The sequence below is a fragment of the Sphingopyxis sp. genome, from assembly GCF_040216815.1.
In the GTDB taxonomy this organism is placed as follows: domain Bacteria; phylum Pseudomonadota; class Alphaproteobacteria; order Sphingomonadales; family Sphingomonadaceae; genus Sphingopyxis.
Window position 1 is genome coordinate 77,988 of the sequence record NZ_JAVJOJ010000003.1, and the last position, 26,789, is coordinate 104,776.

Annotated in this window: 31 protein-coding genes; 20 read left to right on the forward strand and 11 right to left on the reverse strand. The window is 64.6% G+C overall.

Annotated elements, in window-relative coordinates; all coding sequences use genetic code 11:
* Positions 1-9: 9 nt before the first annotated feature.
* The 3 genes from RIA72_RS03020 to tatC are packed head-to-tail and all read left to right on the forward strand — an operon-like array spanning position 10 to position 1,473.
* A complete protein-coding gene (locus tag RIA72_RS03020) occupies positions 10-240 on the forward strand; it encodes a twin-arginine translocase TatA/TatE family subunit (protein ID WP_350030892.1) in 231 nt (76 codons plus the stop codon).
* A gap of 34 nt (positions 241-274) precedes the next feature.
* Positions 275-667, forward strand: coding sequence for a Sec-independent protein translocase protein TatB (tatB, locus tag RIA72_RS03025; RefSeq protein ID WP_350030893.1), 393 nt, complete (start codon positions 275-277; stop codon positions 665-667).
* Positions 664-1,473 carry a twin-arginine translocase subunit TatC gene (gene tatC / locus RIA72_RS03030; RefSeq protein WP_350030894.1) on the forward strand — a complete coding sequence of 270 codons (810 nt, stop codon included), beginning with the start codon at positions 664-666 and terminating at the stop codon, positions 1,471-1,473. Before tatB ends, tatC begins: the two co-directional genes overlap by 4 nt.
* A gap of 18 nt (positions 1,474-1,491) precedes the next feature.
* Here tatC and RIA72_RS03035 read toward each other — a convergent pair whose 3' ends face one another.
* Both RIA72_RS03035 and mgtE read right to left on the reverse strand, forming a co-directional pair.
* Entirely contained in the window at positions 1,492-1,617 is a 126-nt protein-coding gene (locus RIA72_RS03035; protein ID WP_041383123.1) for an entericidin A/B family lipoprotein, read from the reverse strand.
* Between the two features lie 224 nt (positions 1,618-1,841).
* Positions 1,842-3,281 (reverse strand): magnesium transporter, encoded by a 1,440-nt coding sequence (gene mgtE, locus RIA72_RS03040; RefSeq protein ID WP_350030895.1) that lies wholly within the window; start codon positions 3,279-3,281, stop codon positions 1,842-1,844.
* Between the two features lie 157 nt (positions 3,282-3,438).
* Between mgtE and RIA72_RS03045 the strand changes: the two genes are divergently transcribed.
* Complete coding sequence (locus RIA72_RS03045; protein ID WP_350030896.1) at positions 3,439-3,885, forward strand: peptidylprolyl isomerase; 447 nt, start codon at positions 3,439-3,441, stop codon at positions 3,883-3,885.
* 88 nt (positions 3,886-3,973) lie between these two features.
* On the opposite strand, the gene RIA72_RS03050 is transcribed toward RIA72_RS03045, so the two are convergent.
* Positions 3,974-5,110 (reverse strand): NAD(P)H-dependent flavin oxidoreductase, encoded by a 1,137-nt coding sequence (locus RIA72_RS03050; protein ID WP_350030897.1) that lies wholly within the window; start codon positions 5,108-5,110, stop codon positions 3,974-3,976.
* Between the two features lie 94 nt (positions 5,111-5,204).
* On the opposite strand from RIA72_RS03050, the gene nadC reads away from it, so the two are divergent.
* The 3 genes from nadC (at position 5,205) to RIA72_RS03065 (ending at position 7,077) form a co-directional block, all read left to right on the forward strand.
* A complete protein-coding gene (gene nadC / locus RIA72_RS03055) occupies positions 5,205-6,053 on the forward strand; it encodes a carboxylating nicotinate-nucleotide diphosphorylase (protein ID WP_350030898.1) in 849 nt (282 codons plus the stop codon).
* Positions 6,040-6,762 carry a ribonuclease T2 family protein gene (locus RIA72_RS03060; RefSeq protein WP_350030899.1) on the forward strand — a complete coding sequence of 241 codons (723 nt, stop codon included), beginning with the start codon at positions 6,040-6,042 and terminating at the stop codon, positions 6,760-6,762. The genes nadC and RIA72_RS03060 overlap by 14 nt, the downstream gene beginning before the upstream one ends.
* A 90-nt stretch (positions 6,763-6,852) precedes the next feature.
* On the forward strand, positions 6,853-7,077 hold the full coding sequence (locus RIA72_RS03065) for a hypothetical protein (RefSeq protein WP_350030900.1): 225 nt from the start codon (positions 6,853-6,855) through the stop codon (positions 7,075-7,077).
* An 18-nt stretch (positions 7,078-7,095) separates the two neighbouring features.
* On the opposite strand, the gene RIA72_RS03070 is transcribed toward RIA72_RS03065, so the two are convergent.
* From RIA72_RS03070 to RIA72_RS03085, 4 genes are all read right to left on the reverse strand, one after another.
* A complete protein-coding gene (locus RIA72_RS03070; protein ID WP_350030901.1) occupies positions 7,096-8,733 on the reverse strand; it encodes an FAD-dependent oxidoreductase in 1,638 nt (545 codons plus the stop codon).
* A complete protein-coding gene (locus RIA72_RS03075; RefSeq protein WP_350030902.1) occupies positions 8,733-9,365 on the reverse strand; it encodes an anti-sigma factor in 633 nt (210 codons plus the stop codon). Before RIA72_RS03075 ends, RIA72_RS03070 begins: the two co-directional genes overlap by 1 nt.
* A gap of 141 nt (positions 9,366-9,506) precedes the next feature.
* Entirely contained in the window at positions 9,507-10,025 is a 519-nt protein-coding gene (locus RIA72_RS03080) for a sigma-70 family RNA polymerase sigma factor (protein ID WP_350030903.1), read from the reverse strand.
* Between the two features lie 277 nt (positions 10,026-10,302).
* Entirely contained in the window at positions 10,303-11,598 is a 1,296-nt protein-coding gene (locus tag RIA72_RS03085) for an MFS transporter (protein ID WP_350030904.1), read from the reverse strand.
* A 130-nt stretch (positions 11,599-11,728) separates the two neighbouring features.
* On the opposite strand from RIA72_RS03085, the gene pgsA reads away from it, so the two are divergent.
* Genes pgsA through RIA72_RS03100 form a run of 3 tightly spaced genes read left to right on the forward strand, consistent with a single transcriptional unit; the run spans position 11,729 to position 13,004 of the window.
* Entirely contained in the window at positions 11,729-12,301 is a 573-nt protein-coding gene (gene pgsA, locus RIA72_RS03090; RefSeq protein ID WP_350030905.1) for a CDP-diacylglycerol--glycerol-3-phosphate 3-phosphatidyltransferase, read from the forward strand.
* A complete protein-coding gene (locus RIA72_RS03095) occupies positions 12,301-12,558 on the forward strand; it encodes a MoaD/ThiS family protein (RefSeq protein WP_350030906.1) in 258 nt (85 codons plus the stop codon). Before pgsA ends, RIA72_RS03095 begins: the two co-directional genes overlap by 1 nt.
* A complete protein-coding gene (locus RIA72_RS03100; RefSeq protein ID WP_350030907.1) occupies positions 12,555-13,004 on the forward strand; it encodes a molybdenum cofactor biosynthesis protein MoaE in 450 nt (149 codons plus the stop codon). Before RIA72_RS03095 ends, RIA72_RS03100 begins: the two co-directional genes overlap by 4 nt.
* A 115-nt stretch (positions 13,005-13,119) precedes the next feature.
* On the opposite strand, the gene RIA72_RS03105 is transcribed toward RIA72_RS03100, so the two are convergent.
* A complete protein-coding gene (locus RIA72_RS03105) occupies positions 13,120-13,467 on the reverse strand; it encodes a GntR family transcriptional regulator (RefSeq protein ID WP_350030908.1) in 348 nt (115 codons plus the stop codon).
* 71 nt (positions 13,468-13,538) lie between these two features.
* Positions 13,539-14,120 carry a nitroreductase family protein gene (locus RIA72_RS03110; protein ID WP_350030909.1) on the reverse strand — a complete coding sequence of 194 codons (582 nt, stop codon included), beginning with the start codon at positions 14,118-14,120 and terminating at the stop codon, positions 13,539-13,541.
* 185 nt (positions 14,121-14,305) lie between these two features.
* On the opposite strand from RIA72_RS03110, the gene RIA72_RS03115 reads away from it, so the two are divergent.
* The 5 genes from RIA72_RS03115 (at position 14,306) to RIA72_RS03135 (ending at position 20,100) form a co-directional block, all read left to right on the forward strand.
* On the forward strand, positions 14,306-15,928 hold the full coding sequence (locus tag RIA72_RS03115; protein ID WP_350030910.1) for a peptide MFS transporter: 1,623 nt from the start codon (positions 14,306-14,308) through the stop codon (positions 15,926-15,928).
* Positions 15,929-15,931: 3 nt separating this feature from the next.
* Positions 15,932-17,344: an amidohydrolase gene (locus tag RIA72_RS03120; RefSeq protein ID WP_350030911.1), complete on the forward strand. Its 1,413-nt coding sequence runs from the start codon at positions 15,932-15,934 to the stop codon at positions 17,342-17,344.
* A complete protein-coding gene (locus RIA72_RS03125) occupies positions 17,341-18,642 on the forward strand; it encodes an amidohydrolase family protein (protein ID WP_350030912.1) in 1,302 nt (433 codons plus the stop codon). Before RIA72_RS03120 ends, RIA72_RS03125 begins: the two co-directional genes overlap by 4 nt.
* 221 nt (positions 18,643-18,863) lie before the next feature.
* Positions 18,864-19,565, forward strand: a complete 702-nt coding sequence (locus RIA72_RS03130; protein ID WP_350030913.1) for an NnrU family protein — start codon at positions 18,864-18,866, stop codon at positions 19,563-19,565.
* 7 nt (positions 19,566-19,572) lie between these two features.
* Positions 19,573-20,100: a DUF1003 domain-containing protein gene (locus RIA72_RS03135; protein WP_350030914.1), complete on the forward strand. Its 528-nt coding sequence runs from the start codon at positions 19,573-19,575 to the stop codon at positions 20,098-20,100.
* A gap of 43 nt (positions 20,101-20,143) precedes the next feature.
* On the opposite strand, the gene RIA72_RS03140 is transcribed toward RIA72_RS03135, so the two are convergent.
* Positions 20,144-21,139, reverse strand: coding sequence for an aldo/keto reductase (locus tag RIA72_RS03140; RefSeq protein ID WP_350030915.1), 996 nt, complete (start codon positions 21,137-21,139; stop codon positions 20,144-20,146).
* Positions 21,136-22,383 (reverse strand): dicarboxylate/amino acid:cation symporter, encoded by a 1,248-nt coding sequence (locus tag RIA72_RS03145; RefSeq protein ID WP_350030916.1) that lies wholly within the window; start codon positions 22,381-22,383, stop codon positions 21,136-21,138. The genes RIA72_RS03140 and RIA72_RS03145 overlap by 4 nt, the downstream gene beginning before the upstream one ends.
* 173 nt (positions 22,384-22,556) lie before the next feature.
* On the opposite strand from RIA72_RS03145, the gene glmM reads away from it, so the two are divergent.
* From glmM to RIA72_RS03170, 5 genes are read left to right on the forward strand one after another with little or no spacing between them, the layout of a single operon-like run.
* On the forward strand, positions 22,557-23,891 hold the full coding sequence (gene glmM, locus RIA72_RS03150) for a phosphoglucosamine mutase (protein WP_350030917.1): 1,335 nt from the start codon (positions 22,557-22,559) through the stop codon (positions 23,889-23,891).
* A gap of 29 nt (positions 23,892-23,920) precedes the next feature.
* The gene (locus RIA72_RS03155) at positions 23,921-24,154 is read left to right on the forward strand and encodes a DUF1272 domain-containing protein (protein WP_350030918.1); all 234 of its coding nucleotides are present in this window, start codon (positions 23,921-23,923) and stop codon (positions 24,152-24,154) included.
* A complete protein-coding gene (thiD, locus tag RIA72_RS03160) occupies positions 24,155-25,303 on the forward strand; it encodes a bifunctional hydroxymethylpyrimidine kinase/phosphomethylpyrimidine kinase (RefSeq protein WP_350030919.1) in 1,149 nt (382 codons plus the stop codon). It abuts the gene before it with no gap.
* On the forward strand, positions 25,300-25,854 hold the full coding sequence (gene rnhB / locus RIA72_RS03165; protein WP_502957931.1) for a ribonuclease HII: 555 nt from the start codon (positions 25,300-25,302) through the stop codon (positions 25,852-25,854). Before thiD ends, rnhB begins: the two co-directional genes overlap by 4 nt.
* A 28-nt stretch (positions 25,855-25,882) precedes the next feature.
* Positions 25,883-26,779, forward strand: coding sequence for an oxidoreductase (locus RIA72_RS03170; protein WP_350030921.1), 897 nt, complete (start codon positions 25,883-25,885; stop codon positions 26,777-26,779).
* Positions 26,780-26,789: the final 10 nt, after the last annotated feature.

Here is a 26,789-nt window from a genome sequence, read left to right on the forward strand (position 1 = left end):
GAATTTGAGATGGGTAGCTTCAGTATCTGGCACTGGCTCGTGGTCGGGATTCTCGTCCTGCTGCTGTTCGGCAAGGGGCGCTTTTCGGACATGATGGGCGATGTGGCCAAGGGTATCAAAAGCTTCAAAAAGGGCATGGCCGACGACGACGCGCCGACGCCCGCGCCGAAGCAGATCGAGGGGCAGCGCGTTCCCGACGCGCCGGCGCCGACGCCAACCGCGGAAACCGACAACCGCTGATCTTTGGCCGCCTGCGGGGATTGGGCTTTAGTAGATGTTCGATGTTGCGCCCACCGAGTTGCTGCTCGTCGTGGTGGTGGCCTTGGTCGTCATTGGGCCCAAGGATTTGCCCAAGGCGATGCGCGTCGTCGGCAAATGGATGGGCAAGGCGCGCGGTATGGCACGCCATTTCCGCGCCGGGCTGGACACGATGATGCGCGAAGCCGAGCTTGAGGAGCTCGAAAAACAGTGGCGCGAGCAGAATGAGGCGATCATGCGCGAGTTTCCGCGCATCGATGACGCCGACGCGACGGCCGCCTCGACATCGCCCAAACCGGCGGAAGAAGGGAAGGCGGACCCGGCGGCGGCTCCCGCACCTTCCGACGCTGCAGCAACCGAGCAGGCCGAAACGCATGTCGTGCCGCCGCGGGGCGACGCCCTGCCATGAGCGGCGCGGCTCCCGAAAGCCCGGCGGACGACGACGGCACAGGCGGCAAGATGCCGCTGCTCGACCATCTGATCGAGCTACGTTCGCGGCTGCTCAAATCGCTCGTCGCGGTCGCGATTGCCTTTGGCGTGTGCTTCTATTTTGCGCGGCCGATTTTTGCGATCCTCGTTCAGCCGCTGATCGCCGCGGGGCAGGGCAAGCTGATCTATACGCAGCTGTTCGAGGCCTTTTTCGTCGAGGTGAAAGTCGCCTTTTTCGCGTCGATGATGATCGCCTTTCCGGTGATCGCCAACCAGCTTTGGAAATTTGTCGCTCCGGGCCTTTATCGGCAGGAAAAGCGTGCGTTACTGCCTTTCCTCTTCGCCACACCGGTGTTGTTCGCCGTTGGGGCGTCCTTCGCCTATTTCGTCACCATTCCGCTTGCGCTGCGCTTCCTGCTCGGCTTTCAGGGCGATGTCGGGGGGATTACGCAGGAAGCCTTGCCCTCGGTGGGCAATTATCTGAGCTTCACGATGCAGTTCATCATGGCGTTCGGCATCGCCTTTCTGCTGCCCATCCTCCTGATGCTTATCGAGCGTGCGGGGCTGGTCAGCCGCGATCAGCTCATCTCGGCCCGCCGCTATATGATCGTTGCCGCCTTCGCGATTTCCGCGGTCGCGACGCCGCCCGACATTTTGAGCCAGTTCCTGCTCGCGGTGCCATTGATCCTGCTTTACGAATTTTCGATCTTCGCGATCTGGTTCACCCAGCGGCGACGAAAAACAGGCGCCGAAACGGCGCCTGTCGAACCTCTCGAAGAGGCTTAGGGTAAGCAAAATATCGGATCAGATAGCCCGGTCGCCTGCTTCGCCGACCGATTCGATGTCGCGGCCGACGCCCTTTACCGTATTGCAGCCAGCGACCAGAAAGCTCGCGAGCAGGGCCAAGAGGATTGCACGAAAACCAGTCATCTTTTCACCTCTTACCAAACTGTGATGCAAAATGGCCCGGCGCGCTTCGAGGGGGGGGGAGGGAATGCGGGCCGGGCCAATGTTGCTGAGCAGCGCTGCGGGGGGGCGATGACCGCTGCTCGAACGGGAAACGACCGATAGAGGCAATAAGTTCCGCAAAAAACGCGCGGTTCGCGAAAAATTTTTCGTCGCCATTGAAATATCAGGATTTCAGCGACTTGCCTTTAAAGCGTTGTCAGTCCGCTGAGCACCGCGAGGCCGAGAAAGGCCAGAAAGCCCATCGAATCGGTCGTCATCGTGACGAATATGGAGCTTGCGACCGCGGGATCCTGATCGAGCCGGTCGAGCAGCAGGGGGATCGCGACCCCGGCAACGCCGGCCACAAAGATGTTGACGATCATCGCCGCGGCAATCACGCCGCCCAGCGCGGGGTTGGCAAACCACAAGGCCGTTGCAGCGCCAGCGATCAGCGCGATCGTGCCGCCGTTGAGCAGCGCGATCTTCATTTCGCGCCAGATCGCGCGCCAGCTGTTCGAATCGGTGAGCTGGTTCATTGCGAGGGCACGGACGGTCACGGCGAGCGTCTGTGTCCCTGCATTGCCGCCGACTCCCGCGACAATGGGCATCAGCGCGGCGAGCGCCACCATCTGTTCGATCGCGCCACCGAACAGGCCCACGATGGTCGATGCGACGAGTGCGGTGCCCAGATTGGCGATCAGCCAGCGGACGCGCGCGCTATAGGTTTCGCGGATCGGTTCGTTGATGTCGCCATCGCCCGCGCCCGACAGGCGCAAAATATCCTCGCCGGCCTCTTCCTGAATGATGTGTACGATGTCGTCGACGGTGATCATGCCCACCAGCCGTCCCGCCTTGTCGACGACCGCGGCAGAGATCAGCGCATATTTCTGGAAACGCAGCGCGACCTCTTCCTGGTCCATGTCGACCGGTATCAGCGTCTGTTCGCGTTTCATCACGTCGCTGATCGCAATGTCGCGCGGGGTGCGCAGGATCCAGCTCAATTGGCAGGTGCCCACCGGGCGGTGCATCGGGTCGACGACGAAGATTTCCCAGAAATCGCTCGCAAGGTCGGCGTCCTCGCGCAGCCGGTCGATGACGTCGCCGACCGTGACATGCTCGGGCACCGCGACCAGATCGCGCTGCATCAGGCGGCCCGCCGATTCCTCCGGGAAGGAGAGGGCATCCTCGATCGCGGCGCGATCTTCGGGCTCCATCGCGTCGAGCACCGCCTGCTGCTCGTCGGCTTCCATATCCTCGATGATCGCGACGGCATCGTCGGTATCGAGTTCGGATGCGAGTTCGGCGACCTGTTCGGGCGCGAGGAGGTCGATCAGTTCCTCGCGCACATAATCGTTCATTTCCGCCAGTACGTCGGCCGAAAGCATGTCGCCGAGCACGGCTGCAAGCATCGGGCGCTCGTCGGTGCGCGCGAGTTCGAACAGGTCGGCGATGTCGGCGGGATGCAGGCGGCCGACGCGTTCGCGCGCCGCCTCGCTCTCACCCGCTTCGGCAAGATCGATCACGTCGCGGACAAATTCGGGTTTCAGCCGATCGTCCTCGTCGAGCTCGGTTTCGGGGAGCGCTTCGTCGCGGTCTTCCGCCACGGCCACATCTTCCGGCCTCCGGGATTCTTCGCGTTCGTCCATCGCGCGGTCCTCCCTCGTCTTTGGCGGCGTCCGGATTTTCCCCTAGAGCGGCCACCCGTCGATGGCAACGCCGCCGACGTGATTTCGCGAATTAGGGCGTGGCCTTGCCCCGCTTGTGCCGCTATGGCGCTGCCAACCTCGATTTCAGGAGCCCACTATGTCCGATACCCTTACGCTTTCGCTGTCGACCGGCGATGTCGTCATCCGCCTGCGCCCCGACCTTGCCCCCCTGCACGTCGAGCGCATCTCGACGCTTGCGAAAGAGGGCTTCTACGACGGCGTCGTCTTTCACCGCGTGATCCCGGGCTTCATGGCGCAGGGCGGTGATCCGACGGGCACCGGCATGGGTGGCAGCCAGCTTCCCGACCTGCCGCAGGAATTCAACAGCGAACCGCATGTCCGCGGCGTCTGCTCGATGGCGCGCGCGCAGAATCCGAACAGCGCGAACAGCCAGTTCTTCATCTGCTTCGACGATGCGCGCTTCCTCGACAATCAATATACCGTCTGGGGCGAAGTCACCGAAGGCATGGAAAATGTGGATGCACTGCCCAAGGGCGAACCGCCGCGCGAACCCGGCAAGATCGTGAAAGCGACTGTCAGCTGATTCCGGCGTCGTCCCCGCGAAGGCGGGGGCCGCCATCGGCATAGCTTAAGGCCGCAAGCGGCCCCCGCCTTCGCAGGGGCGACGAACCCTATTCCCTCACAAATCCGTTCAGCCGCTCGCAGGCGGCGATCCAGTCTTCCTTGAACGCCTGCACGACCTGCCCGGCGCCCATCGCCTCGTTCATCAGCCCGACGCCCTGGCCGACCCAATAGGTCGCGAGCGCCTTTGCGCCTTCGTGACCGCCTTCGGCCAGCTTGTCGACCTTGCGCAGCGCTGGTTCGCTGACAAGCGACTGGAGGGGCATCGGCAGCGGTTTCGGCGCGCCTTCGGCCTCCCACGCATCGGTCCAGGGCGAGCGGAGCTGGCGCGACGGTTTGCCGGTGCGGCTTTTCGATCGCACGGTGTCGCGCGCCGATGCGGCGAGCATCTTTTCCTTTACCACCGGGTTGGTTTCGGCCTCGGCGGTCGTCAGCCACACCGATCCGGTCCAGGCGCCATGCGCGCCCATCGCCATCGCCGCCGCCATCTGGCGCCCGGTGACGATGCCGCCCGCGGCGAGGATCGGCGTCGAGTCGCCGATCGCGTCGAGCGCCGCGGCGACTTCGGGGACGAGCACCATCGTCGCGACCTCGCCGCAATGGCCGCCCGCTTCGCCGCCCGCGACGACGAGGATGTCGACCCCTGCGCGGACCTGCGCGAGCGCGTGGTCGCGCGTGCCGACGAGCGCTGCGACGGGCACGCCATGGCGCTTGCCGAGTTCGAGCATCAGCGGCGGCGGGACGCCCAGCGCGTTGGCAATCAGCTTGATGGGGTGGCGGAATGCGACTTCCAGCAATCGCGCCGCGCCGTCTTCGCGCATGTTGTCGCCAAAGCTCTGTCGCGCCTCCATCGCTGAATCGAGCCCGCTCGGATCGACATCGAACTTGCCGAGCAGGTCGGCGGCGAAATTCCGGTGGCTGTCGGGGATGTGCGCAGCGCCGGACGAGGCGGCGTCGCCTTTGCCTGCAAAGCTGTTGGGGACGATCAGGTCGACGCCATAGGGTCGCCCGCCGATATGGGCGTCGATCCACGCCAGCTCCTCTTCCAGCCTTTCGGGCGGTAGCGCGGCGGCGCCGAACACGCCCATGCCGCCGGCTTTCGATACCGCGACGACGACATCGCGGCAGTGCGAGAAGGCGAGCAGCGGAAATTCGATGTCGAGCATCGTCGCGATGGGGGATTGCATGGGAACCTCTCCGTTTCGTTATGCGACCTATTTCGGCGATAGTTTACGTAAACGTCAAGTTGATTTGCGGCGCAGGCCGATTATCGCGGGGCGCATGACCCAGTTTTCCTTGCCCGGTTTCGACCTCGACGCTTTTGTCCGCGCCACTCTGGCCGAAGATCTGGGGGCGGGAGGGGATATTACGTCGATGGCGACGATCCCCGCCGATGCGCGTTTCGGCGGTGTGATGGACAGCCGTGATTCGATCGTCGTGGCCGGGTTGCCCATCGCCGAGCGCTTCTTTCGGGCGCTCCAACCCGACATGGAGATCGAGATTCTCGTTGCGGAGGGGGCCGAGGTTGCCGCGGGCAGCGACCTGATGCGCCTCGCGGGCAATGCGCGCGCGATGCTGACCGCCGAACGGTCGGCGCTGAATACCGTCCAGCATCTGTCGGGCATCGCGACGATGACGCGCCAATATGTCGATGCGATCGCGGGAACGGGCGCAACCCTTCTCGACACGCGCAAGACGATTCCGGGCCTGCGGCTGCTCGAAAAATATGCGACGCGCACGGGCGGCGCGAAAAATCACCGCATGGGGCTGTGGGACGCTGCGATGATCAAGGACAATCATGTCGCGGTCGCGGGATCGGTCGAGGAAGCGGTTCGCCGCGCCGTGGATGCAGGCATCGCGGACATCATCGTGGAGGTCGACCGCGTCGACCAGGTCGAACCCGCGCTGGCCGCCGGGGCAACGCACCTGCTGCTCGACAATATGACGCCCGACGAACTGCGGACGTGCGTGGAGCTGGTGGGCGGCAAGGTGCCGACCGAAGCCTCGGGCGGCGTACGGCTCGACACGATTCGCGCGATTGCCGAAACCGGCGTCACTTATATCTCGGTCGGACGGCTGACGCAGTCGGCGCCTGCCGCCGACATCGGGCTCGATTTTGCGCTGGCTTAGCGCCGCCGCGCTGGCGCTGATGCCTGTGGCGGCGCAGGCGCAGGCGCTGTCCTGCTCGGTCCCCGACCGAATATCGGTCCCGCGTCTCGAACAACCTAAACGGGGTGAACCGGTGCGCAGGCCGCCGGTCACGGGCTATCTGCTGGCCATGAGCTGGTCGCCGCAGCATTGCGCGGGCGTCCGCAACAGCAAGCGCGCGCGCGACGCTTTCCAATGTTCGGGCGAGCATGGGCACTTCGGCTGGGTGCTCCACGGGCTGTGGCCCGAAACCGACAATGCGGGTTATCCGCAATGGTGCCGCCCCGCCAGGATCGTGCCGCAACCGGTGCTGAAGCAACATCTCTGCATGACGCCTTCGGTGCAGCTGCTCCAGCACGAATGGGCAAAGCACGGGACATGCATGAGCCCGCACCCCGCCGCCTATTTCCGCGCCGCCCATATATTGTTCCGCGCGGTGCGCTTTCCCGACATGCAGGCGCTGGCGGCACGGCGGCAGACGGCGGGCAGCGTTCGCCGGGCCTTCGCCGCGGTCAACCGCGGGGTGGCGACGGAGATGATCGCGGTGACGTCCGATCGCGATGGCTGGTTGAGCGAAGTGCGGCTGTGCCTGGGGCCCCGCATGAAGCCCGCGCGCTGCAAATCCTTTCAGATGGGGTTGAAAGACGGCCGTGTGCTGCGCGTCCGGCCCATGGCGGAGACGGGGCGCTGAACGAACGCAAATGTCTCGAAGCGGGACGGCGCCGCCGTTAACGCTCTTTTAACCTTACCGACCCGTTAACTTCGCTCTAGCTTCGCCGCCATGGACTCGGGCGAACATGTCGACATTCGCGGTCGCATCAGGGCGCATGGCGCGCGGCAGTTGACGATTGCCCGGATGAATGCGCCGGCGGACTGGCAGGGCGAATTGCGCGCCGCGCTGGCGACGCACCGCAAGCCTGCCACGATCTTTTCCAACAACGACTTTCGGCTGTTCCTTCAAAGCTTTGCCATATTTTTCACCGCGACGATGCTGTTCGTGATGTGAAGGCAGCGTTGCGGGGCATTAACGCCGCATTCCGCCCGTCGCATATATCGGGTCCGCCGTTTCGCTAACCTCGCGTCGATACCGGCGCAGCATGGCCGACACGCGATCCGCCGTGCGCAGCGCCAGAGCGGCGATCGTCAGGGTGGGATTGGCCCAGCCGGCGGTCGGAAAAGTGGAGGAGCCGACAATATAGAGATTGTCGATCCCGTGGACACGCCCCTCGCTGTCGACCACGCCCGTCCGGGCGCTGCCGGACATGCGCGTCGATCCGATATGATGATAGCCGCCGATGGGGTGGGCCGAGATCAACGGGTCGCTTTGCCAGTTGGTAGCGGGATCGCGAAGCCAGTCGGCCAATTCGACTCGCCCTTGTCCGAGGCGGGTGAGCTCCATATCCAGCGCATCGACCAGCCCCCTGACGCTGTCCTTGTCCAGCGCCGAGAGCCGCCAGTCGAGGTTGACGCGCGGTACACCCAGCGCGTCGGTTTCGGTTGAAAGGCTGATCCGGCTGAGCGGATTGGGCGCCTGTTCGGCGCGCACCAGAAGGGCGATGTCGAGCATTCCGGCCTTGTGCAGCAACCAGGGGCGGGCGGGGTCGATATGGCGCTGCGCCCAGCTCGCGGCCTTTTTTGTCGCCATCCACAGCGCCCGTCCGCGCCGCGTCGGTGCCGTGCCATGTTTCAGGCTGTCATAGACGCGCATCCCGACGAACTGGCTGGCGTTGGCCGGTTGGCGCGCAACGATCGTGAACGACGAGTTGAGCAGGCCCATCCGGCGCTGGAGAACGGCGGCGGGGGTGATAAGCGCGGCGGTATCCTGCCCGTCGATCCGGTGGCGCCGTGCGAAGGCCTTCAGCAACTTCCAGCTATTCGCGTGCAAGATCCGTCCGCCACGCGCGTGGGGATGTTCCATGAAATAGCGGCCGACCTGATCGTGATGATTGCCGATATCGGACGCGAGCAGCAGTCGTGCATTCTCGATCCCGCCCGCCGCCAGCACGATGACATCGGCTTCGACATCGATGCGCCCGCCCTTTAGCGAACGCGCGACGAGCCGCGTGACGGCGCCATATTGCTGCTGCATCGCCGTCACATTGGCATGGGTGACGATCGAACAGCGTGGATGCTCGATCAGATCCGCGCAGGCGTCGAACGTAAAGCGGTTGAACGCCGGGTCGAAGGTCCAGACCGGCGTATGCAGCATGTGATCGTCGAAATCCGGGATGGGCACGCCGGAGGCGCGCAGGTCGCTCGCCGCGAAACGCCGTGCCGGGAGTCCGAACAAGGGGCGCGCCTCGGCGTAATAGGGGTCGAGATCGGCCCAGCCGATCGGCCAGCCCGAATGCGGAACCCACTCGCGGCGTTCGAGATCGATCGGATCAAGCTCGGCACAGCGCCCACCCCATATCGCGGTGGTGCCGCCAAAGAAGCGCAATCGCGCGTCGTGGAGCGGATAATAGTCCTCGCCGATATTGAAACCGGCATTGAGGTCGGCGGTCGGCGCCTCATAATCGGTGCCGCCGCTTTCCAGCAGCAGAACTTCGTGCCCGGCCGCGAGTAATCGCCGGGTCAGGATGATGCCGGCGGCCCCGGCGCCCACGACACAGATTTCGGTGCGGCGCGTGATCGCGCCGCCCATTTCGTCAAGGTCGAGCATTACAGGGCGTCCTGATTGTCCGACAAATCGGACGCGGCGCTGTTCAGGAACGGCTGCGATGCCCCTGTCAGCACATAAACCGTCCCGCCGCGTGTCCAATATGCCAGATCATTGCCGCGAACATTGGCGATCTTGGGCTTGCCTGGCGCGTCGATGCTGGCGCGCACGGCGAACAAGGAAACCTGCCGCTTTTTCCCTGCGTCGAATACCATCTGCAGGCTTGGACCGTAATCGGACGGGAAAAGCTGGACATCGAGAATACGCCAGCCGTTCGGCATCTGCGGAATGGCGATGTGCGTGGCATTTTTGACATCGGCAGGGTCAAAGCTCGGGACTTCCAGCTGCGATCGCATGCGCGACCGCATTACTGCGGTTCGATGCGACATCAGCGCCTCTTCCATGAACTCGGGCACCGCGGCCTTCGCGGGCGCAACGAACCGCCAGTCCTGCCAATAGATCGCGCCGGTCATCGATATGCCGAGTATCAGCATGGCCGCCATAGCCAGACGGCCAAGACGCCGGCTTATCCGGCCGCGCGCCAAGGCCGCCGAGAGCCGGCGCGCGGATTGGGCCACTGTGTCGGGAATCGCGTTGCTGTCCGCGAAAGCCAGCGCCCGCAAGGCATCGCGCATACGAAGATCCGCGAGCACCCGAGCCGCAATTGCGGGGTTGCGAACCAGGAAATCGGCGACCTCGAGGCGGCCGACCGGGTCCAACTGATCGTCGACATAGGCCTGGAGTTCGAACTCGCTGATATGGGGCTGGGTCATGTCTTAGTCCTTCACCAGGCGAAGGCGGACATCGGCCGCCTCGTTGGTCCCGTCACCCTCCATCTCGCGCAGTCTGGTTCGGGCCCGCGATATTCGGGAGATGAGCGTGCCAATGGGGATCGAAAGCACCGATGCGGCCTCCTGATAGGACAGCCCTTCGACGCCAACGAGATGCAGCGCGCACCGTTGATCGTCGCTCAATTCCTGGAGCGCTCGATCGACCTCGGAGAGACGGAGGCGTGCTTCCTGATCGGGCGGCTGCGCCATGGTTGCGGCATCGGCGAGCGAGGCCCGATGCTTCTTCTGAACCTCCATACGACGGACATCGCTCACGAACCGGTTGTGGAGGATCGCGAACAGCCATGTCCGCAGGGGACGATCCGGCCTATATTGGCCTGCGCGCGTATAGGCCTGAACGAGCGCATCGTGGACCAGATCCTCGGCGGCGCTCTCGTCGCGCGTCAGCGACCGGGCATATCGCAGCATCGCCGGGATATGTTCGATGACTTTGCTTTCGGACAATCGGGTCATTGCAACACATACGCGCGGTCAAAGCTATTAATCCCGCCCCGTCGAATTATTCGGCAATTTGCCCGCGACGTGCCCTGTCTTGAGCTGCGTCTTGAGCTGCGAGGCCAAAAGATGGGATCGATGCCGGTGCGTCGTTCGGCATGATAGCCGATAGGACAGGCGATGGCGACCGGACGGGGTCCGCCCGACAGGGCGGGGATCCCGAAATGCGGCTCAATGGCTCAAACGGCGGCCGTTCGCTCGCCCGTCAGACCATTGGCGATCCGGGTCAGTCGCACGCCCTGTGCAGCTTGACCGCAAGCCATGCCGAGACGAGGCACATGGCGGCGCTCATCAGCAGCTGGTCGACGACGCCAATTCCCGCGAAGCCGAGGCCCATGGCGAGCAGCGAACCGATCACCATCGCGCCCGAATTGACGATGTTGTTGGCGGCGACCGTACGCGCAGTCTGGTCCTTGGGCACCGTCGTCGTCAGGAAGGCATAGAGCGGGACAACGAACATGCCCCCGCTGATCGCGATGCCGAGCAGCGCTGCGAGCAGCGGGATGACGTCGGCATGACCCAGAAAACCCTCGATCCCGTACATCACCCCCGACGGATCATGTTCCCAGTTGCGGCATACCCAATAAAAGGCGACGACGAACAGGCCCATCACGATCACGCTGGCGGGGCTGTAGCGCGCCGAGACCTGCCCCTTGAGCAGACGGTTCACGGCGACCGAGCCGATTGCGATGCCGATCGAGAAAATCGCGAGGAAGAGGCTGGCGACGCTTTTGTCGGCGTGGAGGATATTCTTCACCAGCGGCGGGAACTGGATGAACAGCACCGCGCCGATCGTCCAGAAAAAGCTGATGGAGAGGATCGCGAGATAGAGGCGCGGGATGTGCATGGTGCCGCGCACGAGCGCCACCGACGACCGGATGATGTGCCAGTCGATGCCCGTTTCCAGATGTTCGGGCGGAGCGGGGGGCACCTTGCGTCCCGACCAGTAACCGATCGCGGCGACCAGCACGACGCCCAGCGCGGCCCATTCGACATCGATGATTCCGGCGAGGATCGTGCCAGCGAGAATAGCGATATAGGTGCCTGCCTCGACCAGCCCGGTGCCCGCAAGCACCTCGTCGCTTTTGAGATGCTGCGGCAGGATCGCATATTTGATCGGGCCGAAGAAGGTCGAGTGGATGCCCATGGCAAAGAGCGCGAGCATCATCAGCGGGATCGCGATGAAATGGACCGCAAAGCCGAGCCAGGCGAGGACGAGCCCCAGCCCGCCGACGAGCATGATGATGATCTCGCAAAATTTGACGATGCGGATGATCCGCGCCTTGTCGCGTGTGTCCGCCAGCTGGCCCGCGAGTGCGGAGAGGAGGAAGAAGGGCAGGATGAACAGCCCCGTAGCAACTGCGCTGAACAAGGTTTCGGAGGCTTCGTCGTTGAACACGCCATAAACGACAAACAGCACCATCGCGTTCTTGAACAGATTGTCGTTGAACGCGCCGAGCAGCTGGGTGACGAAAAGGGGCAGGAACCGGCGTTGCTTCAACAGCGCAAAGGAGCCGGTCATGCGTGGTCCAATCTTTTCAACATTGTCGGTTCGCGCGCATTTCGCGGGCAACAGCTTGTCGCCGGTGGGGCTTATCGGCTAGGGCGGTAACGGTCAAAGGTCATTTTGGCCAGCCACGTCGACGGGGATCATGCTGAGCCTTCCGAATATTTTGACGCTGTCGCGAATCCTCGCGGTTCCCATTTTGCTGTTCCTCCTGTGGCCGGGCGTGGCCGCGGGGTCGCACCAGCCAAAACCCATCGATTATGCACTGGCGTTCGGCCTTTACTGCCTGATGGGCATTACCGATTATTTTGACGGCTATGTTGCGCGCGCGCGCGGCACGGTGTCGCGGCTGGGAATCTTCCTCGACCCAATCGCCGACAAGATCATGATCGCTGCGGTCATCCTGCTGCTCGTCTTTACGCGCGATATCGACGGATGGCATGTCATTGCCGCGCTCGTCATTTTGCTCCGCGAAATCATCGTGTCGGGACTGCGCGAGTTTCTGGCGACCTTGCAGGTATCGATGCCGGTGACGCAGCTCGCCAAGTGGAAAACGGCATTTCAACTCGTGGCGTTCGGCGCGCTGATTCTGGCCGGAGCCTTGCCCGCTATGACGTGGATCAAGACGGTGGGTCTCGCATCGCTGTGGGGTGCGGCGGTGCTGACGCTGATCACCGGCTGGGATTATCTGCGCGTCGGCCTGAAGCATATGGACTGATGCGACTGGAGCTCGCCTATTTCGCCTGGGTGCGCGAGCGTATGGGAGCCGCCGGTGAGGCTGTCGACCTGCCGCCCGCCGTTGCCGACATCGCGGCGCTGCTAGATTGGCTCGCCGCGCGCGACGAACGCGGGGCGCAGGCCTTTGCCGAACCGCACCGTATCCGCGCCGCGATCGACGGGGCAATGACGGGACCGGACGCAAAGCTTGCGGGAGCGCGCGAAGTGGCACTGTTTCCGCCGGTGACGGGCGGATGATCCGCGTGGTCCTTCAAACAGCGCCGATCGACCTCGGCGCCGAGATCGACCTGCACGATGCCGGCGGACATGGCGCGAGCGCGAGTTTCATCGGGCGCGTGCGCGGCGACGATGACCTCGTCGAATTGTTCCTCGAACATCATCCGGCGATGACCGAAGCGGGACTGGGGGAACTGGCGCACGCCGCTGCGGACCGCTGGAAGCTGGGGGCGCTGACCCTGATCCACCGCGTCGGCGCGATGCAACCGGGCGAGACGATCGTACTCGTTCTCGCCAGCAGCCGCCACCGCGCCGAGGCGCTCGCGGCGTGCGAGTTTCTGATCGACCGACTGAAAACCGACGTGATGCTGTGGAAGCGCGAGACCTTTGCCGACGGGCGCGTCGCGTGGGTCGAGGAGCGAGCAGGGGACCGGGACCGCGCGGGACGGTGGGCTCAGCACCCATAGACGCGCGGATTGGCGGTTACGGGCGGGGTTTCGGCCATCTGTTTGGCCGTCATCGCCGCCTTATCGGGATGGCGCAACGGAAGCTGCCACTCTCCACCCAAAGAGATCGAAAGGGTCAGGCTTCGGTCAAATCCAGCAACGTACGGGCATCGAGGCCGATGCGGCGCATTTGCTGCGCGACGGGCGGCCAGACATTGGTAAGAAAATCGTCGCGCATCAGCTCGCGAAGCCGTTCGGTCGCGCCATCGGCGACGAACATGCCGACGCCGCGTTTCACCGTGACCAGCCCCTCGTCCTGAAAGGACTGATACGCCTTGGCGACGGTGAGCGGGTTCGCGCCTTCGTCGGCGGCAAGGCTGCGCACCGAGGGAAGCATGTCGCCATCACGATAGGTACCGTCGAGAATCGCGCTGGCGATAACATCGCGCAGGCGCTGATATACGGGCTTGGACTGATCGAGCATGGCGCCTTAATGCCATAAGACAGCAGCACAGTCAAATGCAGCTTGTTGCGCATGCCCCCTATATCACGACATTAAATGTCCCAGTTGCGAACGACCGCATCATATTCGGGCCTCGGCCGCTCGGAAAGCGGCGCGCCTGCGGTGCCTAAGAAGAAATAGCCGACAATCGTGCCGCCGTCTCCCGCTCCGAAGGCGGCTGCGACGTCGGCATTATAGGCGGCCCAGCCGGTAAGCCAACTGCCGACGAAGCCATGGGCATGGGCGGCATGAAGCAGGTTCATGCCGACTGCGCCGGCGGACATCTGTTGCTCCCAGATGGGGATTTTCGCGCCGGGAACGGGGGTGGAAATCAGCACGAGCAGCGTCGGGGCCTGATGCGCAAACTGGTCGAGCGCAGAAAGGTCCATACCGGCAGCGCCAGGATTTTCCTTGACCCACGCTTGCTTGAGCAGCGCGGCGAAGCGCGCGCGCTGGTCGTTGGCGACGGTGACGATGCGCCACGGCGCAAGCTTGCCATGGTCGGGGGTGCGCAGGGCGAGCTCGATGATGCGGCGGAGTTCGGCGGCGTCGGGGCCGGGCGCAATCATGTCGCGGGCCTTCCCCGATCGGCGCGTGGCAAGATGGGCGAGCAGCGAGGAGGTGTCGTTGAACATGCGGTGCCATGTGGCCTTTGACGCGGCTTTGCGCAAGTGTTGCGAGCGATTCGCAACAAATTCGGGTGCGGTGGCGATAGTTTCGCGCGCAATTAGATTCTTCCCATACGCAATTTTCGCGCTAGGTTGCGCCATTCGCGCGGTGGGGAGCCGCGCCCACGATAATCGGGAAAAGGGACGCTTTGATGAAAGATATGGGCCTTTGGCAGGAGGGCGACTGGATTGCGGCCATCGCATTGGTCGTACTGGCAGGTTTCTTGAGCATTGGCGCGCTGATTGCCACGAGCCGGAAACCGGAGTTCGCGGGCCACCCCAAGGGCCTCTACATGCTCTTCTTCGCCGAAATGTGGGAGCGCTTCTCCTATTATGGCATGCGCGCCATCCTGATTTTCTACCTGACGCAGCACTGGCTGTTCAGTGATAGCAAATCGAGCCTGATCTACGGCGCCTATACGAGCCTGGTCTATATCACGCCCGTTCTTGGCGGCTATCTCGCCGACCGCTATCTGGGACAGCGCAAGGCGGTCCTGTTCGGCGGTCTTCTGCTTGCTGCCGGGCATAGTCTGATGGCGGTCGAGGGTGTCGGGGGGCAGGATGACCCGACGATCAATGTCTTCTGGGCCGCGCTTGCCTTCATCATCGTCGGGTCGGGCTTTTTGAAAGCCAATATTTCGGTGATGGTCGGGCAGCTTTACAAGCTCACCGATACGCGCCGCGACAGCGCCTACACGATCTTTTACATGGGCATCAATGTCGGCGCGGCGCTCGGCACAATCCTGGTCGCCTATCTTGGCCAGACGATCGGCTGGGGCTTTGGCTTCGGCCTCGCGGGCATCGGGATGCTCGCCGGCCTGGTCGTGTTTGTGCTGGGCAAGGGCGTGCTGAATGGCGCGGGCGAAGCGCCTGCGCCGCTCGCCAAATCGCGCGAAATGACCATTTATGCGATCGGCTTTGCCTCGGTCGCCGTGATCTGGGCGCTGGTGCAATATCAGGATGTGATCCAGACGTTGCTTGCCATCTCGGGCGTCGCGTTGCTCGGCTACGTTCTTTACGAGAGTCTGAAGCTGGACAAGGAACCGCGCGAGCGCATGTTCGCGATCCTGTTCCTCATCAGCCTCAATCCGCTGTTCTGGGGCCTGTTCGAACAGGCGGGCGGGTCGATGAATCTGTTCACCGACCGCTTCGTTGATCGCAGCGGCGTGCCGGCAGGCATCTTCCAGTCGATCAACCCGATTATTATCATTCTGGTCGCACCGCTCTTTGCTGCGCTCTGGGTATGGCTCGGCAAACGCGGCGCGGAGCCGTCGGCACCCGCCAAATTCGGCCTCGCGCTCGCGCAGATGGGCTTCGCCAACCTCGTTCTCGTGTGGGGTGCCGAGGCCTATGGGGTAGCGGCGATGACGCCGGTGATTTTGGTGTTCGCTTATTATTTCTTTGCGACGACCGGCGAACTCTGCCTCAGCCCCGTGGGGCTTAGCGCGATGAACCGGCTTGCGCCGAGCTTCCTTGCGTCGCTCATCATGGGCGCATGGTTCTATATGACCGCGGTTGGCAATTTCGTGGCCGGCAAGATCGGCGAGGCGACTGGCGGGCATGATGGGCAGATGACAAAGCAGGGTCTGCTCGACATTTATGAGCTGTTCGGCTGGATCGCGATCGGCGCGGCGGTGGCGGTGTTGCTCGTCAGTCCGATCGTCAAGCGCTGGATGCACCTCGACACGCTGCGCGACCGCGACGACGGCCTGGCGGGTGTCGGAGAGGCCGAGCCGCAGGCAGGCGGCGTTCATCCCGAACCCAAAGGGGCGTAATCGATGATCCATGGTGTGAAGGGCAGCCTGCTGGCTGCGGTGTCGCTGGCGCTTGTCGGCTGTGCGGCGACCGGCAAGGAAACTGCGTCGGCAGGAAGCAAGCCCGCGGCCAGCGCCGACAGGCCGGCGAAATTCGACAAGAATCCTTATCCGTCGACGTACAAGCCCTATCCCGGCCGGCCGACGGCGGTGCGGGGCGTGACGATCTTTGACGGCGAGGGCACGCGCATCGACGATGGCGTCGTGCTGTTCGCGGATGGCAAGGTCGAGGCCGTGGGCGGCGCCGACACCGCGATCCCGGCGGGTTACGATGTGATCGACGGCAGCGGCAAATATCTGACGCCCGGCATCATCGATATTCACAGCCACCTGGGCGACTATCCCTCGCCCAGCGTCGATGCGCACGACGACGGCAATGAGGCGACGTCGCCGACGACCCCCGAGGTCTGGTCCGAACACAGCGTCTGGCCGCAGGATCCGGGATTCAGCCGCGCGCTGGCAAATGGCGGCGTGACGGCGCTCCAGATTCTGCCCGGCAGCGCGAACCTGATGGGGGGACGCTCGATCACGCTCAAAAATGTGCCGTCGCGCACGGTGCAGGGGATGAAATTCCCCGGCGCGCCCTATGGCCTTAAAATGGCGTGCGGCGAGAATCCGAAGCGCGTTTATGGCGGCAAGGGACGGATGCCCTCGACGCGCATGGGCAATTTCGCGGTCAATCGCCAGACCTGGGCGAAGGCGGCGGCCTATAAAAAGAAGATGGACGACGGCAAGGCGGTCGACCGCGACCTCGCGATGGAAACGCTCGCCGGGGTGTTGACGGGCGAAATCCTGATCCACAACCATTGCTACCGCGCCGACGAAATGGCGCTTGTCATCGATATGTCGAAGGAATTTGGTTACAAGGTGTCCACCTTTCACCACGCGGTCGAGAGCTACAAGATCGCCGACATGCTCGCGAAAGAGGGCATTTGTTCGGCGATGTGGGCCGACTGGTGGGGGTTCAAGATGGAGGCCTATGACAGCGTGAACGAGAATGTTCCGCTGGTCCACCACGCCGGGGCTTGCGCGATCGTCCACTCGGACGATGCGAACCAGATTCAGCGGCTCAATCAGGAAGCGGCGAAGGCGCGCGCCGCCGGACGCCGCATGGGGATCGACGTCAGCGATGCGGTGGCATGGACCTGGCTGTCGTACAATCCGGCAAAAGCGCTGGGGATCGCCGATCAGACGGGAAGCTTGAAGGCCGGAAAGATGGCCGATGTCGTGCTGTGGAACGGCAATCCGTTCAGCGCTTATACGCGGCCCGAGAAAGTGTGGATCGACGGCGCCCTGATGTTCGACGCGATGGACCCGCGGCGGCGCCCGGTGAGCGATTTCGAACTGGGCCAGCCGGGCGAAGGAGATGTGAAATGATGCGCGCGCTCCTCCTTTCGGCAGCAGCGATGATCGCGCTTCCCGCGGCGGCGCAGGACATCGCCATCACCAATGCGAAACTCGTCATCGGCGACGGCAGCGCGCCGATCGAAGGCGGCACCGTCGTCGTGCGCGGCGGCAAGGTCGTTGCGGCGGGGGCAGGGGTCGCGGTGCCCGCCGGCGTCGAGCGCGTCGATGCCGAGGGCCGCTATGTCACGCCAGGCATCGTCGCGGCGTTCAGCCGCGTCGGATTGACCGAGGTGGACGCGGTGAGCGGATCGAACGACCGGTCGGCGGCGCGCTCGCGCTTTTCGGCGGGGCTCGACATTGCGCCGGCGTTGAACCCGATGGGATCGCCCGTCGCGGTCAATCGCGCGTCGGGCGTGACGCGTGCGATCGTCGCGCCGTCGACGAGCAGCAATTTGTTCGCCGGGCAGGGCGCGGTGGTCGACCTGGCCGACGACATGGACATGGTGACAAAAGCGCGCGCGTTGCAGTTCGTCGCGTTCGGCGAGGCGGGGGCGAGCAAGGCGGGCGGAAGCCGCGCGGCGACTTTCCTTCTGTTCCGCGAACAGTTGCTTGCCGCGCGCAGCTATGCCCGCAACCCCGCGGCGCTTGCCGAATGGGGCAATGACGCGATGCTCCAGCGCGCCGACGCCGAGGCGCTGGTGCGCGTGATCGACGGTACGACACCGCTCTTCGTCCGCGTCGACCGCGCGGCCGACATCGTCAATGTGCTGAAGCTGAAGGGCGACTTTCCGGCGTTGAAGCTGGTGCTCGTCGGCGTCACCGACGGCTGGCTCGTCGCGCGGGAGATCGCCGCGGCCAAGGTGCCGGTGATCCTGTCGCCGCTGAGCGACCTGCCCGACAGTTTCGAACGGCTCGCGGCGACGCAATCGAACGCGGGGCGGCTGAAGGCTGCGGGCGTCGATGTGTCGGTCGGGGTGTTCGACGACGATGACGCGCACAAGATGGGCTATGCGACGCAATATGCGGGCAATCTGGTGGGCCTTGCGCGCCTGCCGGGCGCGAGCGGCTTGACGTGGGACCAGGCGTTCGCCTCGATCAGCAGCGCGCCCGCGCGTGCGGTCGGCATGGATGGCAGCATCGGATCGCTGCGTCCCGGCCGCGCTGGCGACGTCGTGATCTGGGACAATGATCCGCTCGAACTCGGGAGCCGCCCGGCCGCGATCTGGATCGACGGCAAGGCGCAGTCGCTGACGACGCGGCAGGATCGCCTGCGCGAGCGTTATGCAACGCCGCAGGAAGGCGCCCTGCCGAAGGCGTATGACAGGTAGGACGCGATCCATTTCGTCATCCCGGCCTTCGCGGGTATGACAGGTGCCGATTGTACCGGTATGACAGGTGCCGATTGTAATAGACCGATCGGATCGAACGATCAAATGTTGACGATGTTATCTTTGCTGTCCATGATGTTGTCACTGCAAACATCGCGACTCGTCTGATGGCGTATCGGGCGGGGATGCGAGGGGGTATTTGACTAGCAAGGGTGTGCGCCATGCAACCGATGTCGCTGTTGATTACGACCTGCGTTCTGTTCGTCGGCACCCATCTTCTGCTGTCGCATCCGCTGCGCGCGGGCCTTGCCGGCCGGTTGGGCGCGCGCGGGTTCCAGATCGTCTATTCGATCGTCGCGATCGCGACGTTCATCCTGGTGGTTCAGGCGTGGCGCGGGATGCCGCCCGAGCCGCCGCTGTGGGCGGTGGGCGACGGGCTTTGGGCGCTCGCTTCGCTGATCGTGCTGGTCGCGAGCGTGCTTTTCGTGGGATCGCTGGTGGGCAATCCGGCACTGCCCGCGCCGCACGCGGCACGCGATGCCGCCGCGATGCCGCGCGGCGTGTTCGCAATCACGCGCCATCCGATGATGTGGGGCTTTGCGCTATGGGCGCTTGCGCATGTCATGGTGGTGCCGACGCCGGGCCAGATCGTCCTGTCGGCTACCATCGCCGTCCTCGCGCTCGTGGGATCGGCGGGGCAGGATGTCAAAAAGGCGCGGCTGATGGGCGAAGCGTGGCGCGGCTGGGCGGCGCGGACAAGCTTCCTTCCCTATGCGCGGCAGCTTTCGGGCCAGGCGCGCTGGGCCGATGCGATCCCGCGGCCATATGCGCTGCTGGGCGGAATAGGGCTTTGGATTGCGGCGACCTGGGCGCATGGTGCGCTCGGCTATATGGTCGCCGGCATCTGGCGCTGGATCGGTTAGGAACCGGATGAACGCGGTCACGCATCTCCACGATCTGTCGTTGCGGTTGCTGGGACGCACCTTCGACCAGCTCGATGCGGAAGAGCGGCGGGTGGTCGAGGCGATAGCCGCGCGGGCGCCGAGCAGCCGCGACGCCGCCGATATCGAGGACGCGCAGGCGAGCCGTGGGGACCGGCTGGCCGACAGGGTCGCTGCCGTCGGCGGTTCGTGGGGCTTCATCATTGTTTTTTCGCTGGTATTGCTCGGCTGGATGCTGCTCAATTCGGAAGTGCTCCAGCACTTCGGCCTGGCGTTCGACCCCTATCCCTTCATCTTCCTCAACCTGATGCTTTCGACGCTGGCGGCCGTGCAGGCGCCGATCATCATGATGAGCCAGAACCGCCAGGCCGCGAAAGACCGGCTGACCGCAAGCGTCGATTATGAAATCAATCTGCGCGCCGAGCTGGAGATCATGCGGCTGCACCACAAGATCGATGCCTTGACGGAAAAGGTCGATGCGTTGAGTGCGCGGGGGGACGCGAGGGAGCGGGCGTAGAGACGCCGACCTGTCCCGCTTCTGATTGTTATCGGCCGAAGCCTTACAACCGCACCATCCGCATACCCTGTTCGCCGTAGCGGGGACCGCTGGTGGCACCTTTCGGAGCTGCGGCCGCGATTGCCGCCAGATCTTCTGTACGCAGCGTAACGTCCGCGGCGCCTATACTATCCTCCATGGTCGCGCGGCGCTTGGTGCCGGGGATGGGGACGATGTCGTCGCCCTGCGCAAGAAGCCATGCGAGCGCAACCTGCGCTTTCGATACGCCATGCCTGTCCGCCACCGTGCCGATGGCGTCGACGATCGCGAGGTTGGCGGGAAGGTTTTCGTCCGAATAGCGCGGGTCGCCACGGCGCCAGTCGGTTTCGGGCAATTCGTCGCGGCTGCGTATCGCGCCGGCAAGAAAGCCGCGGCCGAGCGGCGAATAGGGAACGAAGCCGATGCCGAATTCGCGGCAGACGGGCAGGATTTCGTCCTCCACATCGCGTTCCCATATCGAATATTCGCTTTGCAGCGCCGTGATCGGCGCGGCCTTCGCGGCGCGACGCAGCGTTTCGGGCCCGGCTTCCGACAGCGCGATGTGGCGGACCTTGCCTTCCTTGACCAGCTCCATCATCCCGCCGACCGTTTCCTCGATCGGGACATTGGGATCGACGCGGTGCTGATAGAAGAGGTCGATCGTGTCAATACCGAGCCGCTGGAGCGATCCTTCGCAGCTTTTGCGCGCATTTTCGGGGGATCCGTCGACCCCGGTGATCTGTTTGCCTTCGAAGCGGAAGCCGAATTTGGTCGCGATGACGAGGCCGTCGCGCCTGCCGCGGATCGCTTCGCCCAACAGTTCCTCGTTGCTGAACGGGCCATAGATTTGCGCGGTGTCGAAAAAGGTGACGCCAAGGTCGATGGCGCGATGGATCGTGCGCGTCGATTCATCCAGGTCGGCGGCCGCGCCATAAAGGATATTGCCGCCCTTGATCATCGGCATGCAGCCGATGCCGATCGCCGATACGTCAAGGCCTTGGCCGAGCTTGCGATATTTCATGGCGTTTCTCCTGCAACTTCGTTTTCGACCCCGTCGGCGGCATATTTGGTCGCGGCTACATCGGCGACGACATTGCCGAGCGTGCGAAAGATGTCGGGGAAGGTCTCGACCGCGACGAGCAGCCCCAGCGGCGCGACGGGGACGCCCATCGACACCGCAATCGGCGCGATCGAGGTGACGAAGCTGATCGACCCCGGCAGGCTGACCGACGACAGCGCGGCGGCGAGCGCAACCGCCAGGCCGACCGCCATCTCCCACGGCGTCAGCTCGATACCAAAGAGCCACGCGACATAGACGACGACGGCGAGGTTCATCGCCGGGCTGGTAAAGCGGAACAGCGCGACCGCGAGCGGCAGCACGACGTCGGCCTTTTTGGCATCGACGCCCAGCTCTTCCGATGATTTCAGCATCGCGGGCAGGCTGGCGAGCGAGCTTTGCGTGCTGATCGCCACCGCCAGCGTCGGCACCATCGCGCGCAGGAAACGCGGCGGCGCGACGCCGACGACGAACCAGGTGAGCAGGAGGCCGAGGATGAGGCAGCAGACGCCGATGCCCATCAGGATCAGCACATAATGGACGAGCCCGCCGAACGCCGCGACCCCGGCCTTGACCGCGAGCGCATAACCGAGCGCAAACACCCCGATCGGCGCGAGTGCGAGCACCCAGCCGATGACGATCAGCATGGCATCGCCGAGCGCCTTGAACAGCCCCGACAGCGTCGCGCGCTGCGGCGCATCGAGCCGGGTGATCGCAAAGGCAAAGATGGTGGTGAAGACGATCAGCGGCAGGATCGCGGTTTCGGCGGCGGCGGCGATGGGGTTGGTCGGAACGAGCGACAGCAGGAAATCGCCAAAGGTCGGTGACGGCCCCGCTTCGGCCGTACCGCCGAGCCCGCGCCGCAGCGCCTCGGCGGCGGCGGTGGAGAGCGGGAAGAGGCGGAGCAGCAGCGGCGTCATCAGCAGCGACATCGTCCCCGACAGCGTGATCGCGCCCAGGAAGATCATCACCGCGCGGAAGGCCAGCCTGCCCGCGCGTGCGGCGTCGGCGGTCGCGGTGATCCCGGTGATCAGCAGCGCGACCACAAGCGGTACGATCGTCATCTTGAGCGCGTTGAGCCAGAGCAAGCCGACGGGTTCGATCCACGGCAGCGACGCGGCCGCGGCGGCGGGCGATGCGAGTTCGACCGCCATTCCCAGAAGCATACCGGCGACGAGCGCGGCAAGAATGAACCAAGCGGATTTCAAGCAAATTCTCCCCGGCGCGTTTCTGGCCTGCTTGCCAAGCAAATTCGGGTGACTTAGAGCATCTCCCGTAACAAACGGGAACCGGTTTTTGGGCGGGCAAGGCTCCGCGGGGATCGGCCACAGGCGCCGGATCCGGTCTTTTGCCGGGCTTCGCTCCGGTTAGCAGAGGTGAGATGCGCAAATTTTTCGGAACCGACGGGATTCGCGGGCTGACCAACAAGGCCCCGATGACCGCCGAAGTCGCGATGCGCGTCGGCATGGCGGCGGGCGCGCATTTCCTGCGCGGCGATCACAAGCATCGCGTCGTGATCGGCAAGGACACGCGCCTGTCGGGATATATGCTGGAAAATGCGCTCGTTGCGGGCTTTACCAGCGTCGGCATGGACGTGGTACAGGTCGGTCCGATGCCGACCCCCGCGATCGCGATGCTGACGCGGTCGATGCGCGCCGATCTGGGGGTGATGATTTCGGCGAGCCACAACCCCTATCAGGATAACGGGATCAAGCTGTTCGGCCCCGACGGATACAAGCTGTCCGATGCCGACGAAGCGGCGATCGAGCGGCTGCTGGTCGAGGAGCCGCGGCTCGCCGATCCGGGGTATATCGGCCGCGCCAAGCGGATCGAGGATGCGCGCGGCCGCTATATCCATGCCGTCAAACAGAGCCTGCCCGAAACGGTGCGGCTCGACGGGCTGCGTATCGTCCTCGATTGCGCGAACGGCGCCGCCTATAACAGTGCGCCGACGGTATTCTGGGAACTTGGCGCCGATGTGGTGGCGATCGGGGTGACACCCAACGGGACCAACATCAACGACAAATGCGGTTCAACCGCACCCGCGCTCCTTCAGGAGACCGTCGTGGCGAGCGGCGCCGACATCGGGATCGCGCTCGACGGCGATGCCGACCGGCTGATCGTTGTCGACGAAAAGGGGCGGGTGATCGACGGCGATCAGATCATGGCGCTGATCGGCGCGAGCTGGGCGCGGCAGGGGCTGCTGAAGGGCGGCGGCGTGGTCGCGACGGTGATGTCGAACCTGGGGCTGGAGCGCTTTCTGGAGGCGCAGGGCTTGCGGCTCGAACGCGCCAAGGTCGGCGATCGCTATGTGCTGGAGCGGATGAAAGAAGGCGGCTTCAATGTCGGCGGCGAGCAGTCGGGGCACATGATCCTGCTGGATCATGCGACGACCGGCGACGGCACGCTGGCGGCGCTGCACCTGCTCGCCGAGCTGGTCGTTACCGAACGACCCGCAAGCGAATTGCTGCACCAGTTCGATCCGGTTCCGCAGCTTTTGAAAAATGTTCGTTTCGCCGGCGGGAAGCCGCTTGAGGACCAGCAGGTGATGGCCGCGATTGCCGAAGGCGAGGCGGCGCTGAACGGCCGCGGGCGGCTGGTGATCCGCCCGTCGGGCACCGAACCGTTGATCCGTGTGATGGCCGAAGGCGACGATGCGGGCGAGGTCGAGCGCGTCGTTGACATGATCTGTGACGCCGTGCGCGCGGCCGTCTGACCAATTTTCCTGACTGAAAGAGACACGATATGCTTGAAATGCGACCCGATTGCGAACGCTGTGGACGCGACCTACCCGCCGATATTCACGGCGCCTTCATCTGCTCGTTCGAGTGCACCTTTTGCGCGAACTGCGCCGACAAGCTCGACGAACGTTGCCCCAATTGCGGCGGCGACCTGCTCGACCGGCCGCTGCGCGAAGGGGCGGCGCTGGCGAAATTTCCGGCCTCGACCGAACGGCGGCATCCGGGAGCTAGAGCCTAGGTGCCCACCACAGCGCGCGTCCTGATTATCGCCGGATCTGATAGTGGCGGCGGAGCGGGGATTCAGGCCGACATCAAGGCAGTGACCATGCTTGGCGGCCACGCGATGACCGCGATCACCGCGATCACCGCGCAGAATACGCTGGGCGTGCAGCGCGTCCACGCGATTCCCGCCGACATGGTGCTGGAACAGATCGACAGCGTCGCCGGGGACATTGGTGTTGACACTGTCAAGATTGGTATGATCGGCAGCGCCGAAACCGCCGCGGCGGTCGCCGAGCGATTGTCGCGGCCCGACCTTGCCGACGCCGCGCTGGTGTTCGACCCGGTGATGGTCGCCACCAGCGGATCGGTGCTCGCCGATGCGGCGACGATCGAGGCGTTCCGCGCGCTGCTGCGCCGCGCGATGGTGGCGACGCCCAATATCCCCGAACTCGATGCTTTGGGCGGCACCGACGCGGTGCTCGCGCACGGCTGTTCGCTGCTGGTGAAGGGCGGACATGGCGAGGGAGAGGTTGTGACCGACCGCCTGCTCGAACCCGGCGAAGGCGAGGTTGCGCGCTGGGATGCGCCGCGGATCGACACGGTGCACAGTCACGGCACCGGCTGTACGCTCGCCAGCGCGATCGCGTGCGGGCTGGCGCAGGGGATGCCGCTCGAGCCCGCAATCGCGCGCGCGCGCGATTTCGTGCGGCTGTCGCTGCTCGACGCGCCGGGGCTGGGGCGCGGCCACGGACCGATGGGGCAGCAATATGTGCGCAACGACGGGCTGTTTACCGGCCCCGCGCTCAACCAGATCACCTTGTCCGCCGACGACTATGCGGTATCGGTCGCCTTTTACAAGCAAATGGGCCTCAGGCAGATCGTCGATAGCCCCGACAATGGTTATGCGCGGTTCGAGGCCGCGAACGGCATGACCCTCTCGATCCATGTAGATGGCGCGGCTGCGGGCGGTGCGACCACCTATCTGGAAAGCGGCGCACTCGACGCCTGGGTGGCCTATCTTGCGCGGCGCGGGGTGCGGTTCGACCAGATGCCGAGGGATGAGCAATGGGGCTGGCGCGAGGCGCGGCTGACCGATCCGGCGGGAAACCCTTTGTGCCTGTATCAAGCAGGCGAATATCGCAGGTTTCCGCCGTGGCGGATCTGATCGTCGGGGTCGACGAGGCCGGGCGCGGGCCGCTGGCGGGGCCGGTAGTCGCCGCGGCGGTGCTGCTGTGCGAGGGCGGCATCGCGGGGCTCGACGACAGCAAGAAACTCAGTGCGAAGCGGCGCGGCGCACTCGAAATCGAGATCAAGGCGCGCTGCCGCTGGTCGCTCGGCGAGGCTAGCGTCGCCGAAATTGACAGTGTTAACATATTGCAGGCGACCTTTCTGGCGATGACCCGCGCGGTCGAGGGGCTGGGCTTCGAGCCGGGCGAGGTGCTGGTCGACGGCAACCGGCTGCCGCGCTGGCGTTACCGCGCGCGTGCGATCGTCGGCGGCGATGCGCTGCATCCGTGCATTTCGGCCGCGAGCATCCTTGCCAAGCAGCATCGCGACCGTCTGATGATCGCCGCAGCGCGCGATTTCCCGGCTTTTGGGTGGGAGAGCAACATGGGCTATGGTACGGCGCAGCATCTTGCGGCGCTGCGCCAGCATGGACCCACGCCGTTCCACCGGACCAGTTTTGCACCCGTTGCGCAATTACAACTGGTCTGACCGCCCGCAAGCCTGAGAGGGGAAAGGCATGAGTAGCGGATTTATGGCCGACGACGTGTCGGCCCAGAACGGCCGCACCTTCCTTGTTACGGGCGCCAATGCGGGGCTCGGTTTCGAGGTGTCGAAAATCCTCGCGGCGCGCGGGGCGCATGTGATCGTGGCTTGCCGCGACGCGGCGAAAGCCGGGGCGGCGATGGACCGCATCTGTACCGATGTGCCCGACGCTCGATTGTCGTTCCAGCCCCTCGACCTTGCCGATCTCGACCAAGTGAAGGAGGCGGCCGCGGCGGTCCGTGCAGGACCGCGGATCGATGTGCTCGTCAACAATGCGGGAGTTATGGTTCCGCCGCGGATGCTGACGAAGCAGGGCTATGAGCTGCAATTCGGCGTCAATCATCTCGGCACATTCGCTTTTACCGGGCTGGTGCACGGCCATGTCGACGATCGTATCGTGATAACCGGCAGCATCGCGCACAAGAGCGGCGAGATGGATTACAGCGACCTGTCGGCGTCGCGCAGCTATCATAATTGGGCGCGCTATCAGATGAGCAAACTGGCGAACCTCCTCCATATGTTCGAGCTCGACCGGCGGCTCGGCGCGGCGGGCCGCGCGACGCAGGCGATCGGATGCCATCCCGGCGTCGCGCTCACCGAATTGCAGCGCCATCTGCCGTGGCCGCTGCGTGCGATGACGCCGCTCGCCACGCCCTTTTTCAACAGCGCGGCACAAGGCGCCTGGCCGACGCTGCAAGCGGCTACGGGCGCCCATGTGCAGGGGGGCGACTATCTGGGGCCGCAGGGGCTCGGCGAGGTATCGGGGCGATCCGGACCCGCACGCGCGAGCCGTGCGGCGCGCGATCCGAAACTGGCGCGCGAGCTGTGGGAGCGGTCGGTCGATCTAACGGGGGTCGATCCGGGGATTTGACTGACAACAC